The organism is Chloroflexota bacterium (assembly GCA_026706485.1).
In the GTDB taxonomy this organism is placed as follows: Bacteria; Chloroflexota; UBA11872; order UBA11872; family UBA11872; genus JAJECS01.
Genome location: JAPOYR010000010.1, coordinates 109,964 through 126,437, shown reverse-complemented (window position 1 = coordinate 126,437; position 16,474 = coordinate 109,964). Strand labels below are relative to the sequence as shown.

Here is a 16,474-nt window from a genome sequence, read left to right as displayed (position 1 = left end):
GTGAGTGGCGCCGGCGCGCCGACCGCGCAGGGGTTGGTCGAGCGAATTGCGGAAATCCTGCGCGCGGAGCAGGGTTCCGGGCACCGGGACACTGCCGCGACCGAAGGACTCTCACGCTGGCTCGAGCGCGACCTCGGTGACTTGCCACCGGACGTTGCCGCTGCGCTGCGCCGCCTCTCGAAATACTCATCGCTGAAGCCCGCCACGCGGCAGCACTTGATCGAAACCGTGCTGCCGCTGCTGGCCACAGACGTCGCGCCGAAGCCAAAGGGCAACTTGGACGATCCGGTCACGGAGCTGTGGGGAATCGGGGCCACGGCGGCCAAGCGGCTGCGCAGCCTGGGAATCTCAACGGTCGGCGATTTGCTGCGACATGCCCCGCATCGCTACATCGACCACAGCGCCACGGTTCCCATCGCCGACATCAACGCCGGCGAAGACGTGACGCTGGTCGGGTCGATCGTAGACGTCGCCTCGCGACGCGCGCGGACCCGACGCCTCAGCATCACCGAGGCGGTCTTGCAGGACGAGACCGGCCAGATCACCGCGGTCTGGTTCAACCAGCCGTATCTCGCGAACACGCTCTCCGGTCGGCCAAACGTGGCGCTTGCCGGTCGCGTGGACTACGGCCAGCACGGGCTGCAGCTGACGAGTCCGGAGTACGAGCTGGACGCGGCGGAGCGGCTCCACGCCGGCCGGTTGGTCCCGGTCTACCCGTTGACCGCGGGCGTCACGCAGCGCCAGCTGCGCCGGTGGGTGTCCGCCGCCGTGGATTCGCACGCCGACCTCTTGGACGACCCGCTGCCGGACGCGCTGCGAAAGCGCCGCGATTTGCCTGGGATTGCGGACGCGGTGGTGATGATGCACCGGCCGGACTCGGCGGCGAGCGCCGACGCGGCAAAGGCGCGCCTCGCGTTCGACGAGCTGCTGGTCTATCAGCTGGCGATCCTCACGCACCGCGGGCGCTGGCGTGACTCTCAGCCCGGCCGGCCGATCGAGTTCGACCGCGACGCAATGGCGGACTTTGGCGCCAGGCTGCCGTTCAAGCTCACGGAGGATCAGCGCGCGGCGCTGGCGGCGGTTCTCACCGATCTGCGCCGCGACACGCCCATGAGCCGGCTCGTGCAAGGCGACGTGGGTTCGGGCAAGACCGCCGTGGCCGCCGGCGCGCTGTTCGCGGTCTGCCGTGCCGGCTGGCAGGGCGCCATGATGGCGCCAACCGAGGTGTTGGCCGAGCAGCATACGCAGACGCTCGGCGACCTGCTGGAGCCGTTGGGTGTGCGCGTCGAGCGCATCAGCGGCGGCATTCCGGCCGCGGCCAAGCGACGACTCTGGCGCGAGGTCGCTGCCGGAGAAATCGGCGTGGTCGTGGGTACGCAGGCGCTCATCCAGCAAAGCGCGCGGTTCGCCCGGCTGAATCTCGCCGTCGTGGACGAGCAGCATCGCTTTGGCGTGCAGCAGCGCGGGGAGATCCGGGCCAAGGGCTACAACCCGCATCTGCTGGCCATGACCGCCACCCCCATTCCGCGCACCTTGGCGCTGACGTTTTACGGTGACCTGGACGTCACGTCGATTCGCGAGATGCCCGGCGGGCGGAAACCGGTGCGTACGGCCTGGGTGCCGAAATCGCGCCGGGCCGACGCCTACGCCTTCCTGCGCCAGCAGGTGGAAGCCGGCGGACAGGCCTTCGTGATCTGTCCGCTGATCCAGGAATCGGAGTCGCTTCAGGTGCGATCCGCCAAGGATGAGTTCGAGCGTCTCAGCACGCAGGTCTATCCCGATCTCGCGCACGCCATCGGACTCTTGCACGGGCGCCTGAGCGCCAAAGCCAAGGACGCGGTGATGCGGGCCTTTCGGGACGGCGAGGTGAAGATCCTCGTCGGCACGGCGGTCGTAGAAGTCGGCATCGACGTGCCGCAGGCCAGCGTGATCATGATCGAGGGCGCGGAGCGCTTCGGGCTGTCGCAGCTGCACCAGTTGCGCGGGCGCGTCGGACGCGGCGGGCAGCAGAGCCATTGCCTGCTGCTGAGCGACACCACGGACGCCACGGAAAACGCTCGACTGCGCATCCTCCAGAACGTTCACGACGGCTTCGAGCTCGCCGAGCGCGACCTGGAGCTGCGCGGCCCCGGCGATATCTTGGGCACGCGGCAGCATGGGTTGACGAGCTTTCAGTTCGCGAGCGTGAGCGACATGGAGATGATCTGGCGAACCCGTGAGGATGCCGAAACCCTCATCCAGGCCGACCCGGAGCTCGAGCGCCCGGAGCACGGCCCGCTGGCGGCTGCCGTTCAGTCGATGCTGCAGGAGAGCGAATGGAGCTAAGCGTCCGGCCCATCGGCTCCCGCCGCGAGATCTGAATGGCATCCAGGGGGCGCGGGCTCCGGGTTGTGGCCGGTGAGCTGCGCGGGCACGGCATCCAGGTCGCGCCCGGCACGCGGCCGACGATCGATCGTCTCCGGGCCGCCGTCTTCGACTCCCTGGGCGCTCCACCGCCGCCGCGGGTGCTGGATTGCTACGCGGGCTCGGGCGCCTTTGGAATCGAGGCGCTCAGCCGCGGCGCCGAGTATGTGCGATTCATCGAGCGTGACTCGCGCGCGTGCGCGGTTATTCGCGCCAATCTTCGCCGGCTCGAGCTGGAGCATGCCGCCAGCGTCGAGCGCGCCGATGTGCTTCGCGCCGACCTGGCGGCAGGGGGGCCCTACGGGTTGATCCTGGCGGACCCGCCCTACGCCGATGACCCGTGGATTCCGCTCATGAACCGGCTGGCTCAGCCGGGCGTCCTGGCCTCCGATGGCTTGATTGTTGCTGAATTCAGCGCGCGGCGCGCCGCGCCCGAGCCCCCGCCAACCTGGCAGCTATGGAAGTTTCGACGTCACGGTGATGGAGCTTTTGCCATCTATTGTCGATCGGGGGACGGGAAGTCCGGCAACGAGCGAACGTCGCTATAATCGCGCTCGCATCCCCAGCGGCTTTGCCATATGCGGGCGCTTTTTGCTGCCACATTCGACCCAGCGACCAACGGACACTTAGACATCATCGCGCGCAGCGCGGCATGTCATGCCGAAGTCGTGGCCGGGGTTTACGAACAGCCGGAATCGCGCACGCTGTTTTCCACCGAGGAACGGGTCACGCTGGTGCGGGAGGCAACCGCACACTTGCCCAACGTCTCGGTGCGCGACTATCGGGGACTCACGGTAGACTTTGCGCGGGACATTGGAGCGAGCGTATTGGTGCGCGGGCTGCGAGCGGTCTCGGACTTTGAGTATGAATTTGCGCTGTCGGCGATGAATCGCCGTCTGGCGCCGGAGTTGGATACGGTGTTCTTCCTCTCAGCGCCCGAGCATGCCTACGTCAGTTCGTCGTTGGTGCGGGAGATCGGTGCCCTGGGCCGAAGCGTGGCGCCGTTTGTGCCGGCAAACGTTGCCACGGCCGTGGCCGCGAAATACGGCGATGCGTCGCCGAGGAGGTAGCTAGCCATCGATCTCATCAACCTGATCGAACGTCTCGAGGCCCTGGTGACTGCTGCCCAGCGCGTGCCGATGATGCGTCGCATCGTGATGGACGAGCGCGCGCTGCTGGAGATTGTCGACGAAATGCGCATTCGCATTCCGGAAGAAGTCCGGGAGGCGCGGCGGGTGCTGCGGGAACGCGAGCAGATTCCGCAATCGGCGCAGATGGAGGCCGAGCAGATCATCCAGCAAGCGCGTGAGCAGGCCGATCAAATGCTGCGCGACGAGGAGATCGTCCGCCAGGCCGAAGCGCGGGCGGAGCAGATCATCGAGGCGGCGGAAGAGCGAACCGAGGCGTCGCGGGAGGAAATGGACGTCTACGCGCTCAACATGCTGCGCGATATCGAGCACCGCCTGATTTCGCACCTGGCGAGCATTCGCCGCGGAATTTCGGCGCTCGACGAGGATGCCGCCGGTATCACCGAACTCGGCGACGAAGAGACCGTCTAGGCCGCTCACCCCTCTGGTCATCGTGAACGACTTCGTGTTCAACGTCGCGGCATTCGTGCGCGAGCCGCCCGGGACCAGCCGGTCGTACGACGTCCTGGCGCCGCCCGAGGCGCTCAGCGTCACCGAATTGGCGACCTCGGTGGCGGGCCGGGTGCGTCTGGTGCGCCTGAGTGGCGCGATCCACGCATCCGGCGAATTCGAGGCGTCGGTCGAGCAACCGTGCGCGCGCTGCCTGGAGCCCGCCCGGCAGACCTTGCGCTTCGAGGCTGACGGCGAGTTCTTGATCGACTCGGACGGGGCTGCGACCGAGGAATCGGGTCTCGAGGCCGTATGGCCGCTCGACGATCAACACAACCTCGATCTCACGCCGTTCCTGGCCGAGGGCCTGATTGCCGCGCTGCCGCTGATGCCGGTTTGCCGGCCGGAGTGTCCCGGCTTGGAACGCTCCGAAGAGCCCGCCGAGGCGGCGATCGATCCGCGCTGGAGCCGGTTGGCCGAGCTTCGCGCCACAATGTTTCCTGATATGCCGGGAACTAAGGGATAATGGGAGCCTATGGGAGCTCAACCTAAACGACGGCTGACGCGTTCGCGCCGCCGCCGTCGCCGCAATCAAATCCGCGTTGCCAGCCCGACCCTGGTGCGTTGCCCAACCTGTCACGCGCTGATGCGAAGCCATCACGTCTGCGGGGTGTGCGGCAATCTGCGCGGCACCGTGGTCGTTGAGCCGAGCGAGCAGGCTGCCAAGTATCGGTAGCGGGCGCGGGCGGCGGTGACGACCGCCGGCAAGCCAGGGATTGCCTTCGTCTTTCCGGGCCAGGGCGCCCAAGCGGCCGGGATGGGCGGGGACCTCTTTGCCCGATCCGGCGCCGCGCGCGAGGTATTTGCCGCCGCAAACTCGGCCTTTGGCGATGATCTGGCCGCGCTTTGCTTCCACGGTCCCGATGAGGCATTACACCCTACCCGCGTCCAGCAGCCGGCCGTCGTGGCCGTGGCCCTCGCGGCGTTTGCCACGTTCACCGAAGCTCTGGGCCAGGACGCGCGCAGCGACGGCCATACGCTGCCCGTGCGCGCCTTGGCCGGGCACAGCGTGGGCTTGTGGGCCGCCGTTGCCGTCGCCCGGTCGCTCGACACTCGCACCGCGATGGCCATGGTTGCCGCGCGCGGAGAGGCAATGCAGCAGGCCGCGGCGCACCGGCCGGGACGCATGAGCGCTGTTCTGGGTCTGGATCCGGATCAGACGGAAACCGTCGTGGCCGAGATTCGCGCGCGTGTGCCGGGGAGCTATCTCTCCGTTGCCAACATCAACACGCCGGGCCAGGTGGTGGTTGGCGGAGATCTGGCGTCGCTGGACGAGCTTCCCGAGGCGGCCAAGGCGGCCGGTGCGCGGCGAGTGGTGCCGCTGGACGTCTCCGGGGCGTTTCACACGGCTGCCATGCTGCCGGCGCGCGATGTGATGCGCGAGCGCCTGCTGGCCGCGCCGCTCACGGATCCCCGGATTCCGGTCATCGCCAACATGGACGGCCAGCCGCTGCACACGGCCGCCGAGTTGCGCGTGGAACTCGCCGAGCACGTGGCGGCCCCGTTGCAGTGGTGGCGCGGGGTGGGCACACTCGGTGCGTTGGGTGTGACCCACATCGTGGAATTCGGGCACAAGGGCCTGCTGACGAGCATGCTGCGCCGCGCAAGGCAAGACGTTTCCCTGCTCAACGTCTACGATGCTGATTCGGCCGACGCCGCGGCGAAGGAACTGCGCAATGTCTGACCCCATAGCTGGCCGCCTGACCGATCGGCGGACGTTGATCACGGGGGCCTCGGGCGCGCTGGGCGAGGCGTACGCGCGTCGCCTGGGTGCCGAGGGTGCGCGTCTGGTGCTGCACTACAACCGAAACGAGGCCAAGGCGCGAGAGCTCGCCGCGTCAATCCAGGATGCGGGCGGATCGGCCGTGGTCGTTGGAGGTGAGCTGTCGACCACCGAGGGCGCCAACCACGTCGTGGACGAGGCAATCCGAGTCCTCGGCGGCCTGGACGTGCTGATCAATAACGCCGGCATCATTCGAGACTCGCTGCTGATGCGGATGCGGGACGAGGACTGGGACGACGTGATTCGTACGAATCTGCGTTCGGCCTTCGCCTGCTCCCGGCGGGCGGTGCGGGGCATGCTGCGGCAGCGCGACGGGCGAATTATCAACATCTCCTCGGTGGCCGGAACCGGAGGCAACGCCGGTCAAACGAACTACGCCGCCGCTAAGGCCGGGCTGGTCGGATTCACTCTTGCGCTGGCGCGCGAGGTGGCCGCTCGTGGGATCACGGTGAATGCCGTCGCGCCGGGATTCGTCATCTCCCCGCTGACCGATGATCTGGAGGGAGAGCTTCGCAAGTGGATCATCGACCGCATCCCGTTGGGGCGCTTCGCCACGCCTGACGACGTTGCCGGCGCGGTGGCGTTTCTCGCATCCAGCGACGCTTCCTATATCACCGGGCAGGTCATGACGATCGACGGCGGCCTCCACATGGGATGACGCCGAGTGCTTGAAAAAGTACTGGTGGCCAACCGCGGCGAAATGGCGGTGCGAGTCATTCGGGCGTGTCATGACCTCGGGATTGGAACCGTGGCCATCTACTCGGAGGCCGATGCGGACAGTCTTCCGGTGCGAATTGCGGACGAGTCGGTGTGCATCGGTCCCGCGGCCTCGAGCGCGAGCTATCTGAATGTCCCTAACATCATCGGCGCCGCGCTCAACACCGGTGCCGACGCGGTGCACCCCGGCGCCGGGTTCCTGGCCGAAAATGCCTACTTCGCCGAGGTGTGCGCCCGCTACAACCTGACGTTCGTGGGACCGGCCCCCGACACCATTCGGGCGTTGGGCGACAAGGTTCAGGCCCGTGCGGCGGCGGTGGCGGCAGGCCTGCCGGTCGTTCCCGGGTCCGAGGAGCCGGTGCGCGACGCCACCCATGCGCGTGAAGTCGCGCGGGAGATTGGGTTCCCGGTGGTGCTCAAGGCGGCGGCCGGCGGCGGGGGCCGCGGCATCCGACCGGTTGCCGATCCCGATGAGTTGACCGGGCTTTTCTCGCTGGCGCAGGCCGAAGCGCGCGCCTCATTCGGCAGCGGCGACCTCTACGTCGAAAAACTGATCGAGTCGCCCCGTCACGTCGAGGTGCAGGTGATCGGCGACGGGCAAACCGTGCTGCACGCGTGGCATCGCGAGTGCTCGATTCAACGCCGCTATCAGAAGCTCATCGAGGAGGCCCCGGCGCCCAATCTGCCGCACGGTCTGAGCGATGACATCACACAGGCCGCGGTGCGGCTGATGCAGGCGCTCAACTACCACAGCGCGGGCACCGTCGAATTCCTGGTCGACGCGAGCGGCGACTTCTTCTTCATGGAAGCCAACGCGCGCATTCAGGTGGAACACCCCATCACCGAAGCGATCACCGGTCTGGATGTGGTTGCCGCGCAGCTCGGTATCGCCGGCGGCGAGTCGCTCGGCGTTTCCCAGGCGGACGTGGGCCGCAACGGCCATGCGATCGAGTTTCGATTGACGGCCGAAGATCCGACGCGCGACTTCCGCCCGGATTCCGGGCGGATCGCGCGGCTGCACTTTCCCGGTGGCTACGGGGTGCGCGTGGACACGCACGTGTACGCCGGCTATGAGGTGCCGCCGTTCTACGATTCGCTGCTGGCAAAGCTCATCGTGTGGGGCGAGTCGCGTGCGGAGGCCGTCGATCGGTCGCGTCGCGCCCTGGCCGAGACGATGATCGAGGGCCCGGCGACCAACCTGGCCTTTCACCAGGCCGTGCTGAATGACGCGCAGTTCGCCGAAGGTACCTACGACGTGGGATATGTCGAAGCCCTGCACGACCGGGTGGACGGCGTAACGGCCTAACGGTGGCTGCACGCCCGCGCCGCGACCGACGCGCCGCCCGCGAAGCCGCCATGCGCCTGCTGTTCGAAGCGTCGATGCGCGGCGGCGATCCGCTGGATCTCTTCGCGTCGCGGAAACATGAACTGGGCCTGGCGGCTGACGCGCGGGCCTACGCTGAGACTCTTGTCCAGGAGGTCGCGGCGCGTTTGGGTGACCTGGATGCGACAATCAGCGAGTTGGCCCCCGCATGGCCCATCGCCCAGATGGCCCAACTCGAGGTGGCTATTCTGCGAATCGGCATCGCCGAGATCGACTCCGGTCGCGTGCCGCCGGCGGTGGCGATCAACGAGGCGGTGGAGCTTGCGAAGCAATACTGCACGGAGGGCGGGCGGCGTCTCGTCAACGGCGCGCTGGGGACTCACGTGAGGCGACAGGCGGACTCGCCGGCGTCGTAGGCGGTAGGCTTGGCTATGGACGCGGACCGACCTGCCCAACCCCCGCAGGAGCCCGAGGAAGAGTCGCAGGACTCGCAGGCGGAACTCGGCGGCGTGATGACGCTGCGCGAGCACCTCCAGGAGCTGCGCACCCGACTCACCATTGCCGTGCTGGCCGTCATTGTGGCCAGCCTGATCGTCTGGCCGTTCAAGGACTTCGTGTTCGAGGTCGTGCAGTATCCGCTGCCGCGCGGCGCCATCTTGCAGCAGATTTCCCCCACGGAAACCCTGTTCACGTTCTTCATGATTTCAATCATCGTCGGGTTGGGCATCGCCAGTCCGATCGTGCTGTATCAGGTGCTGGCGTACGTGGCGCCGGGTCTCTATGAGCACGAAAAGCGCTGGCTGTACTTGAGCATTCCGGCGATCGCGGTCGCGTTTCTCATCGGGGCGGCGTTCGCGTGGTTCGTGGTCTTGCGTTTCACGGTTGGGTTTCTGGCGGGATTCGCGCCGAGATCGATTGCCACGGAGTTCACAGTCGCGACCTGGGTCACGTTCGTCTTGCGCATTCTGCTGGCGGTTGGCATTGCCTTCGAGACGCCGTTCTTCATCTTTGCACTGGCAAAGATCGGCGTCGTGAAGGCCAGCACCCTGGGGAAATACCGCCGCTACGCCATCGTCGCGATTGTGATCCTGGCTGCCGTCATCACGCCCACCCCGGACCCCTTCACCCAGCTATCGGTGGCGGTGCCGGTCTACGCGCTCTATGAGATCGGCGTGGTGCTGGCCCGCGTGGCGGCGCCGGAGGATGAACCGGAGGAGGCCGACGGCCAGGCCGGCGCCGAACCGGCGGTGAGCACTTAGTCGGAGTCGTCTAGCCCGCAGTCATAGCTTGCGGGTGGGCGGCGTGGCCGGCGGATCGAGCTCGACTTCCCGCAGCTCGCGCCGCATGTCGGCGGGGGGCGCGGCCGCCACCCGCCAGCGATCACCGGCCGGATCCGTGAACTCGAGCATCCAGGCGTGCAGCAGTTGGCGGGTGGCCACCGGCGGCTGCGGCCCGTAGCGCGCATCTCCCAGCACCGGGTGGCCGATGGACGCCAGGTGCACGCGAATCTGATGCGTCCGACCCGTACGCGGGCGCACGTCGAGCAGTGCGGCGCTCGCGCTCGTCGCACGCACCGTGTAGGCAGTCTGGGCCGGGCGGCCTGACCGGGTGACGGCCATGTGGGTGCGGCGGGTCGGGTGACGGCCGACGGGAGCATCGATTTCGGCGGTTGCGACCGTAGGGCGGCCGTGCACCCCGGCCAGGTAACGCTTGCGGACTTCGCGGCGCTCGAACGCGTGCTGGAGCGAATGGTAGGCCGCCGCCGTCCGCGCGATGAGGACGACGCCCGAGGTGTCGCGATCCAGGCGGTGCACGATGCCCGGTCGGCGCGGATTGCCGATGGCGGCCGCCTCGGGATAGTGGGCGACCAGCTGATGGGCAAGTGTCGCCGGCTCATCGGCGGCTCCCGGGTGCATGACCACCCCCGGCGGCTTGTCAACGACGACGAGATCGGGCGTTTCGAGCAGCACGCGCAGCGGGCGGAAATCGGGTGCCAGGGAGCTGCGGATCTCGTCGACTTCAACCACGATGTGGTCGCCGGCAGACACGCGATAGTCGGGGTCTCGGGGCTCGTCGTTGACCAGGACACGCTGGGCCTGGATCAGCCGGGCCGCGCGCGTGCGGCTCAACGCTGGGGCGGCATCGGCCACAAAGCGGTCCAGCCGGCGTCCGGCAGCGGAATCGGGAACGACGAGGCTCTGCTCGGCCGCGCTCACGGTCGCGGCCTGGCCGTCACGTCCGCGCCCGCGCGTGGCCGCTGCCTATACTCGTGCCGGGCGCGCCCGGTTCGGGCCGCCCGTCTCATGGGGAATGGCTCCGGCGGTGCTGCGGCGCAATAGCAATGTCTTGCTCGAGATCACGGAAACCGTGCTCCTGGCATTGCTGATCTTCTTCGGCACGCGGATGGTGGTGCAGAACTTTCGCGTGGACGGCGGCAGCATGGTGCCCGTTCTCGAAAACGGGGAATTCCTCCTGGTGAACAAGCTGGCATACGTCGCCGCGAAGCCCGATCGTGGCGACGTGGTGGTGTTTCGATCGCCGGCCAATCCCGAGGAAGACCTGGTGAAGCGAATTGTCGGGCTGCCAAATGAGACGATCGAATTCCACGACGGCGGTGTTTATGTGGACGGGCGTCGCCTGGATGAAGACGCGTACTTTCCGGGAGTAACCGCACCCGGGAGAGACCGCAGCCTGGTCGTTCCCGAGCAGGGGTACTTCGTGCTCGGCGACAATCGAGGGCAAAGCATCGATTCGCGGCGCTTCCGCATCGTGCCGGAGGCGGCGATCGTAGGGAAGGTCTGGCTGGTGTATTGGCCGGTGGGCAGCTTTGGCGTGCTGCAAGGCGCCTCCCCCGGTTTCGAACCGGCGCCGGAACGCATCAGCCTGCTCCCGGCGGCGTAGCCGGCGGCATTTCGTCGTCGCTGGGCCACGCCTCGATCAGCCGGCGCTTTGTTTGGTCCAGCGACTCCGGGAGCACCTTGGTGTCGGCGGTCACGGCCATGAAGCTGGTATCGCCTTCCCAGCGCGGCACGAGGTGAAAGTGCAGGTGGGCGGGGATGCCGGCGCCGGCGGCGCGGCCGAGGTTCATTCCGACATTGAAGGCATCCGGTCCCAGCGCGTTGCCCAACGCCATCCGCCCTTGCGTCAAGAGGTGCATCAGTTCAGCCGCCTCGTCGGGCGTCAGGTCCACGATGTCCGCCACGTGACGGTAGGGCAGCACCATGAGATGCCCGTTGTTGTAGGGAAACAGGTTGAGGGTGGCGTACGTCAGCCGCCCGGCTTTGACGATCAGCTCAGGAAGACCGTCCGCAGTCAGGTGGTCGGTGCAAAACGGGCAATCGGACGTCTCGTCGGTCGCCGCCGCCACGTACTCCAATCGCCACGGGCTCCAAAGTCGCTGCGAGACCATCTGGGTGTCCCGGGGGCCTGTCTGCGGATGGTACCGAGCGCGGCGGGCTCGCGCTGATACGATCGGCGGATGAGCCTTAGCCGCTTTCACAGTCCGGTTGCCCGGGCGATGGAGCAGAACCCTCTGCGGCCGAACTGGTCGATGCAGCGGCCCGGAGTGCTGAGCCTGGCCTTCGGGTTTCCAGACGCCGCGAGTTTTCCGTATGACGATCTGGGCCGCGTGACCCGCGATCTCATGGCGCAGCGGAACGCCGATGCGCTGCAATACGGCCCCGTCTCCGGTCCCGAGCCGCTGCGGGCATTTGTCGCCGACTGGGTGCGGTCCACCGAGGGCCTTCCGGTGGGTCCCGAACACGTGCTCATCACCAGCGGCGCGTCGCAGGCCATTGTGCTCACCGCGCGTTTGCTGGTGCCGGCCGGCGGGACCATTCTGGTCGAGTCGCCCACCTTCATCGGCGCATTGTGGTTCTTGCGCGGGCTTGGTCTCGAGGTTGTTGGGGTTCCCGCGGATGAGCAGGGGATTGACCCGGAGGCGCTTGAGGGAACGGTGCAGCGCCTGCGCACCGCCGGCACCGAGGCCAACGTCGTCTACACCATGCCCACGGTCCACAATCCGATTGGCACCAACGCGTCGGATACCCGCCGGCGGGAGCTCGCCGACCTTGCGCAGCGTCTCGACCTGGCGCTTCTCGAAGATGACGCCTACGGCGATTTGATCTTCGACGGCAGCCGCCCGAAGGCGTTGTATGCGCTGGCCGGATCCGAGCGGGTCATCAAGATGGGCACGTTTTCAAAGCTCGTCGCCGGCGGCATGCGGCTGGGCTGGGCCCTGGCCGATCCGGAAGACGTGGCGACCATGTGCAGCTTGAAGGCTGACAGCGCGAGCAGTCCGTTTGCGGCTTGGGCAGCGGCGGAATACCTAGCCGGCGGCGCGTTGTCCGAACGCGTGCCCGCGCTGCGCACGCTCTATCGAGCCCGGCGTGACGCCATGCTCGAAGAATTGCAGCCGTTGGCCCGCTTGGGATGCACTTGGACGCGCCCGGTGGGCGGCTTCTTCGTGTGGCTCACGCTGCCCGAGGGAGTGGATAGCGAGGCGATTCGTCCCACGATTGAGGATCACGGCGTCACCTATCTCGCCGGCCACCACTGCTTCGCCGACGGCGCGCGGCGCCGCGATATTCGCCTGGCCTATAGCTATCTGCCCGAGGACCAGATTCGGGAAGGCGTGCGGCGACTGGTTCGGGGGCTTGAGGCGGTCCTGGCGGACTAGGGGAGGCGCCTCGCGGCCGATGCGGACTTTTGCGGCACGGTGGCGCTCATGCCCGACGCGCGGCCATCGCTCGGCGTGACTGGGGCTGTCCACTCCACCGCCACCGCGGCCCAGGAAAGCCCGGCTCCGAAACCCACCAGGACAAGGCGGTCACCTTGATTCACGCGCCCCTGAGCGATGGCCTCGCAGAGGGCGATTGGGATCGACGCCGACGACGTATTGCCGTAGAAATCGGCGTTGACGATGACCCGCTCTTCCGGCAAGCGCAGCTCATTGGCGACGGCGTCGATGATCCGCAGATTCGCTTGATGTGGGATGAAGAGATCGAGGTCGCTGGGCTGCCACCCGGCGCGCGCCATGGCCACGGCCGCCGCGCGGACCGTGGCCTTGACGGCGAACTTGTAGACCGCGCGCCCGTTCATCGAGAGCAGATGCAGGCGATCCCGTACTGTTTCGATGCTCGCGGGCAGCTTGCTGCCGCCGGCGGGAATGTGCAGCAGCGGAGCTCCGCTTCCGTCGGAGCCGAGCGAGTTGCCCCGAATCCCCCCGGCGGCGCTGGCTTGCATGACGACGGCGCCCGCGCCGTCGCCGAACAGGACGCAGGTCGAGCGGTCGGTCCAATCGACGACCCGTGACATCGTCTCGGAGCCGATCACCAGTACGGTCTGCGCCGACCCGGCGTCGATAAGCGCGCGCCCGATTTCCAGCCCGTAGGTGAAGCCGGCGCAGGCGGCATTGAGATCGAACGCGCCGGCGCTGCGGGCTCCAATGGCGTCCTGAATCAGGTTGGCCGTCGCCGGCATGGGCGTTTCCGGCGTGAGCGTGGCCACGATGACCATGTCGACGTCGGCCGCGGTCAGTCCCGCCTGCTCCAGCGCCCGCGTGGCCGCGTCGAGTCCCAGGCTGAAGGTCGTGTCGCCGTCGTCCGCGATTCGGCGCTGCCGGATGCCGGTCCGCGACACGATCCAGGCATCGGTGGTGTCCACCATGGACTCGAGATGGGTATTGGTCCAAATCTGCTCCGGGACCGCCATTCCCCAACCGACGATCGTGGCCGACATGGAACCTCTCGGTGTAGACGAAAATCGGCCGCCGTGGCGGCCCGCATCGCAGAATAGCGCGAAGCCGATTCTTGTTCGACCGGACGCGGACGCCACGCAAATGGCATTCGGAGACCCATCCCGCGATATACTCGCTGCGGCGCGCCTATCCCATGTTTGCGCCAGCCCTCATGGCATCAGCACGGATTTCCATGGACGATCGAGTCGTCGTGACAGGCTATGGGGCGGTGACCCCACTCGCGGACAACGCCGACGAGACGTGGCGGGCCGTTCTGAGCGGACGAAGCGGCATTGGGCGGATCACGGCCTTCGATACCGCCGCTTTTACGTCGCAGATCGCGGGTGAGGTCATCCCGTGGGACCCCAAGGCGAAGCTCGGCGCCAAGCACGCGCGCCGCACCGATCGGTTCACGCAGTTTGCGCTGGAAGCGTCGCGGGCGGCGCTCGAGCATTCGGGATTCGAAATCACCGATGCCAATCGCCACCGTGTCGGCGTCTACATAGGCACCGGAATTGGCGGCCTGGTGTTCCTGCAGAACCAAACCGATGTGCTCCGCGAACGCGGCCCGTCCCGGGTAAGCCCTTTCCTGATTCCGCTCATCATCGGGAACATGGCCGCCGGAATGGTCTCGATGGAGTACGGGATCGAGGGGCCCAATCTCGCCGTGGTCTCCGCCTGCGCGACAGGCGCGCACTCCATCGGTGAGGCGGCCGAGGTCATCAGGCGCGGCGAGGCGGACGTCATGCTGGCGGGCGGCACCGAAGGCGCGATTTCGCCCATTGGTCTCGCCGGATTCTGCGCCGGGCGGGCGCTCTCGACGCGAAACGACGAGCCCGAGCGCGCGTCGCGTCCATTCGATAGGGATCGCGATGGATTCGTCGCCGCCGAGGGCGCGGGAGTCTTGATTCTCGAGTCCCATGCGCATGCGACGGCGCGAGGGGCTGAGATTTGCGGCGAGCTCCTGGGATACGGCGCATCCGCCGACGCCTTCCACATGACCCAGCCCCCGGCCGACGGCCGCGGCGCACGTCTCGCCATGGAGAACGCCCTGCGGAACGCCCGGCTCGACAGCTCCGACATTGACTACGTCAACGCCCATGGCACCGCCACCGAACAGGGTGACGCCGCCGAGACCCAAGCCCTCAAGGCCATTTTCAACAACGGGGCGGCGGATGTTCCGGTCAGCTCCACGAAGTCGATGATGGGCCACCTCATCGGCGCCGCGGGGGCCGTGGAACTCATTCTCTGTCTGCAAGCCTTGCGGGATAACGTGGCGCCGCCGACGATCAACTACGAGGTGCCGGATCCGGCCTGCGACTTGGACTACGTGCCCAACCAGGCTCGCGAGTTGCCACTCCGCCGGGTGATGTCGAACAGCTTCGGTTTCGGAGGACAGAACGCCGCGCTGATCGTCGGGTCTGACGCCGGCTAGGGGTGGCCGCTGCGGAGTGAACGTCAACGTTCGGCAGCGCGTGACCGCCGTGCTCAACGCGATGCGCGACTTCAACCTCGCCGAGCTCGAGATCCGCATCGGCTCGGAGCGGGTGAGCTTGCGCCGGGCCGGGTTCTCGGCCGTGCGTGAACCGGCGGGCGCTCCGGCTGCCGTCGCGCCGGCGGAGCCGGCCGGCCACCTGGTGCGGGCGCCGCTTGCCGGCACATTCTTCGCCACGCCCAAGCCCGGCGATCCCGCGTTTGTGCAGGTGGGTCAGCAGATTCGCGAGGGTGACCTGGTCGGTCTCGTCGAGGCCATGAAGGTGTTCAACGAAGTGCTGTCCGACGTTGATGGGCGGGTGGCGCGCGTTCTGGTGCGCAGCGGTGACGGCGTGGCCGCGGGCCAGCCGCTGCTGCGCGTGGACGCGGAAGCTACAGCCCAGGGTGGGTATCCTTAACCCATGTCGACCGTGATCACAGCCGTACGTCGCCGCCCGTCCATTGTGGTGTCCGACGCCCTGCTCATTGGCGCATTCACGGTGATGATGTGGCCGGCGGCGCACGCCAAAGTCGAGGCCGAACCCGTCCCCTACACCTTGCAGGTGTTGATGGTGCTGCTGGCCGGCCTGCTGCTCGGTCCCTGGCGCGCCGGCGCCTCCATGGGCCTCTACGCAATCATCGGATTCGCCGGAGCGCCCATTTTCGCTCGCGGCGGCGGACCGGCCTACTTCTTCTCGCCGTCGGCCGGGTACATCTACGGATTTGTCATCGCGGCGGTGGTGGTGGGTCTGACTGCGCAGTTTCTGCGCCGGCGCTACGAGGCCCGATCGGACGGCAGCCAGGGAGTGATCGAGCGATTCGCCAAGGTCGAGTTGCCGGCCGCGCTGGCGGGCATTCCGATCATCTACATCTTTGGCGTCAACCACCTCGCCCTGTACTATCTGCTCGCCACTGACAAGTCCAATCCGTGGGGGCTGGCCTGGCTCAATGGCGCCGGGATTTTCATCTGGTACGACGCCATCAAGGCCGCCATCGCGGCGACCATTGCGAGCAGTGCCGGGCTACACAGAGAGAGGTAATGCGTGGCAACGTTTGAACGGGTAGTGGCCGTAATCGCCGACAAGCTTGATATCCCCGCCGAGGACATCGGGGAGGAGTCGAAGTTTGTCGAGGACCTCAACGCCGACTCGCTGGACCAGGTTGAGTTGATCATGGCGCTCGAGGACGAATACGACATCACGATTCCTGACGAAGACGCCCAGAAGATCGTCTCCGTCAAGGACGCGCTGGACTACATCGACACGAACGTCGAGTCGGGTTAGGGCGACTGCGGAGCGGCCATAGTCGTAGGGCTTCGGTCGGCCGTTCGCGCCGGGTACCTTCGACTGATGCCTTGGCTGCGGATGAGCCCGTGGCGCGCGGGTACTATCGGCAGCGGC

The 16,474-nt window shown here is 67.3% G+C and carries 20 protein-coding genes; 17 read left to right on the top strand and 3 right to left on the bottom strand.

The genetic code is table 11. The annotated features are described in order from the left end of the window. From recG to tatC, 11 genes are read left to right on the top strand one after another with little or no spacing between them, the layout of a single operon-like run. Positions 1-2,325: an ATP-dependent DNA helicase RecG gene (gene recG / locus OXG79_08235; GenBank protein MCY3783758.1), complete on the top strand. Its 2,325-nt coding sequence runs from the start codon at positions 1-3 to the stop codon at positions 2,323-2,325. A 35-nt stretch (positions 2,326-2,360) separates the two neighbouring features. Beyond that, a complete protein-coding gene (gene rsmD / locus OXG79_08230) occupies positions 2,361-2,951 on the top strand; it encodes a 16S rRNA (guanine(966)-N(2))-methyltransferase RsmD (GenBank protein ID MCY3783757.1) in 591 nt (196 codons plus the stop codon). Between the two features lie 30 nt (positions 2,952-2,981). Continuing rightward, entirely contained in the window at positions 2,982-3,473 is a 492-nt protein-coding gene (gene coaD / locus OXG79_08225) for a pantetheine-phosphate adenylyltransferase (GenBank protein ID MCY3783756.1), read from the top strand. 45 nt (positions 3,474-3,518) lie between these two features. Next, positions 3,519-3,962, top strand: coding sequence for a hypothetical protein (locus tag OXG79_08220; protein MCY3783755.1), 444 nt, complete (start codon positions 3,519-3,521; stop codon positions 3,960-3,962). Between the two features lie 22 nt (positions 3,963-3,984). After that, positions 3,985-4,506, top strand: a complete 522-nt coding sequence (locus OXG79_08215; GenBank protein ID MCY3783754.1) for a DUF177 domain-containing protein — start codon at positions 3,985-3,987, stop codon at positions 4,504-4,506. Positions 4,507-4,515: 9 nt separating this feature from the next. Then, positions 4,516-4,716: a 50S ribosomal protein L32 gene (rpmF, locus tag OXG79_08210; protein MCY3783753.1), complete on the top strand. Its 201-nt coding sequence runs from the start codon at positions 4,516-4,518 to the stop codon at positions 4,714-4,716. A gap of 15 nt (positions 4,717-4,731) precedes the next feature. Next, on the top strand, positions 4,732-5,724 hold the full coding sequence (locus OXG79_08205) for an ACP S-malonyltransferase (protein ID MCY3783752.1): 993 nt from the start codon (positions 4,732-4,734) through the stop codon (positions 5,722-5,724). After that, positions 5,717-6,481, top strand: coding sequence for a 3-oxoacyl-[acyl-carrier-protein] reductase (fabG, locus tag OXG79_08200; GenBank protein ID MCY3783751.1), 765 nt, complete (start codon positions 5,717-5,719; stop codon positions 6,479-6,481). Before OXG79_08205 ends, fabG begins: the two co-directional genes overlap by 8 nt. A 6-nt stretch (positions 6,482-6,487) precedes the next feature. Beyond that, a complete protein-coding gene (locus OXG79_08195; GenBank protein MCY3783750.1) occupies positions 6,488-7,846 on the top strand; it encodes an acetyl-CoA carboxylase biotin carboxylase subunit in 1,359 nt (452 codons plus the stop codon). A gap of 2 nt (positions 7,847-7,848) precedes the next feature. Further along, a complete protein-coding gene (gene nusB / locus OXG79_08190; GenBank protein ID MCY3783749.1) occupies positions 7,849-8,280 on the top strand; it encodes a transcription antitermination factor NusB in 432 nt (143 codons plus the stop codon). 15 nt (positions 8,281-8,295) lie between these two features. Further along, positions 8,296-9,123 (top strand): twin-arginine translocase subunit TatC, encoded by an 828-nt coding sequence (gene tatC / locus OXG79_08185; GenBank protein MCY3783748.1) that lies wholly within the window; start codon positions 8,296-8,298, stop codon positions 9,121-9,123. 21 nt (positions 9,124-9,144) lie between these two features. On the opposite strand, the gene OXG79_08180 is transcribed toward tatC, so the two are convergent. Next, a complete protein-coding gene (locus tag OXG79_08180) occupies positions 9,145-10,080 on the bottom strand; it encodes an RluA family pseudouridine synthase (protein ID MCY3783747.1) in 936 nt (311 codons plus the stop codon). 106 nt (positions 10,081-10,186) lie between these two features. Between OXG79_08180 and lepB the strand changes: the two genes are divergently transcribed. Continuing rightward, on the top strand, positions 10,187-10,765 hold the full coding sequence (lepB, locus tag OXG79_08175) for a signal peptidase I (protein MCY3783746.1): 579 nt from the start codon (positions 10,187-10,189) through the stop codon (positions 10,763-10,765). Here the strand turns inward: lepB and OXG79_08170 are convergent. Beyond that, on the bottom strand, positions 10,743-11,273 hold the full coding sequence (locus tag OXG79_08170; GenBank protein MCY3783745.1) for an HIT domain-containing protein: 531 nt from the start codon (positions 11,271-11,273) through the stop codon (positions 10,743-10,745). The two genes, lepB and OXG79_08170, sit on opposite strands and share 23 nt — an antisense overlap. 69 nt (positions 11,274-11,342) lie before the next feature. Between OXG79_08170 and OXG79_08165 the strand changes: the two genes are divergently transcribed. Continuing rightward, the gene (locus tag OXG79_08165) at positions 11,343-12,542 is read left to right on the top strand and encodes a PLP-dependent aminotransferase family protein (protein ID MCY3783744.1); all 1,200 of its coding nucleotides are present in this window, start codon (positions 11,343-11,345) and stop codon (positions 12,540-12,542) included. Here the strand turns inward: OXG79_08165 and OXG79_08160 are convergent. Continuing rightward, positions 12,539-13,603, bottom strand: a complete 1,065-nt coding sequence (locus OXG79_08160) for a ketoacyl-ACP synthase III (protein MCY3783743.1) — start codon at positions 13,601-13,603, stop codon at positions 12,539-12,541. The genes OXG79_08165 and OXG79_08160 overlap by 4 nt on opposite strands. A gap of 191 nt (positions 13,604-13,794) precedes the next feature. On the opposite strand from OXG79_08160, the gene fabF reads away from it, so the two are divergent. The 4 genes from fabF to acpP are packed head-to-tail and all read left to right on the top strand — an operon-like array spanning position 13,795 to position 16,357. Beyond that, on the top strand, positions 13,795-15,036 hold the full coding sequence (fabF, locus tag OXG79_08155) for a beta-ketoacyl-ACP synthase II (protein MCY3783742.1): 1,242 nt from the start codon (positions 13,795-13,797) through the stop codon (positions 15,034-15,036). A gap of 16 nt (positions 15,037-15,052) precedes the next feature. Next, the gene (locus tag OXG79_08150) at positions 15,053-15,493 is read left to right on the top strand and encodes a biotin/lipoyl-binding protein (GenBank protein MCY3783741.1); all 441 of its coding nucleotides are present in this window, start codon (positions 15,053-15,055) and stop codon (positions 15,491-15,493) included. A gap of 3 nt (positions 15,494-15,496) precedes the next feature. Continuing rightward, positions 15,497-16,114, top strand: coding sequence for a biotin transporter BioY (locus OXG79_08145; GenBank protein MCY3783740.1), 618 nt, complete (start codon positions 15,497-15,499; stop codon positions 16,112-16,114). 3 nt (positions 16,115-16,117) lie between these two features. Further along, entirely contained in the window at positions 16,118-16,357 is a 240-nt protein-coding gene (gene acpP, locus OXG79_08140; protein MCY3783739.1) for an acyl carrier protein, read from the top strand. Positions 16,358-16,474 lie beyond the last annotated feature (117 nt).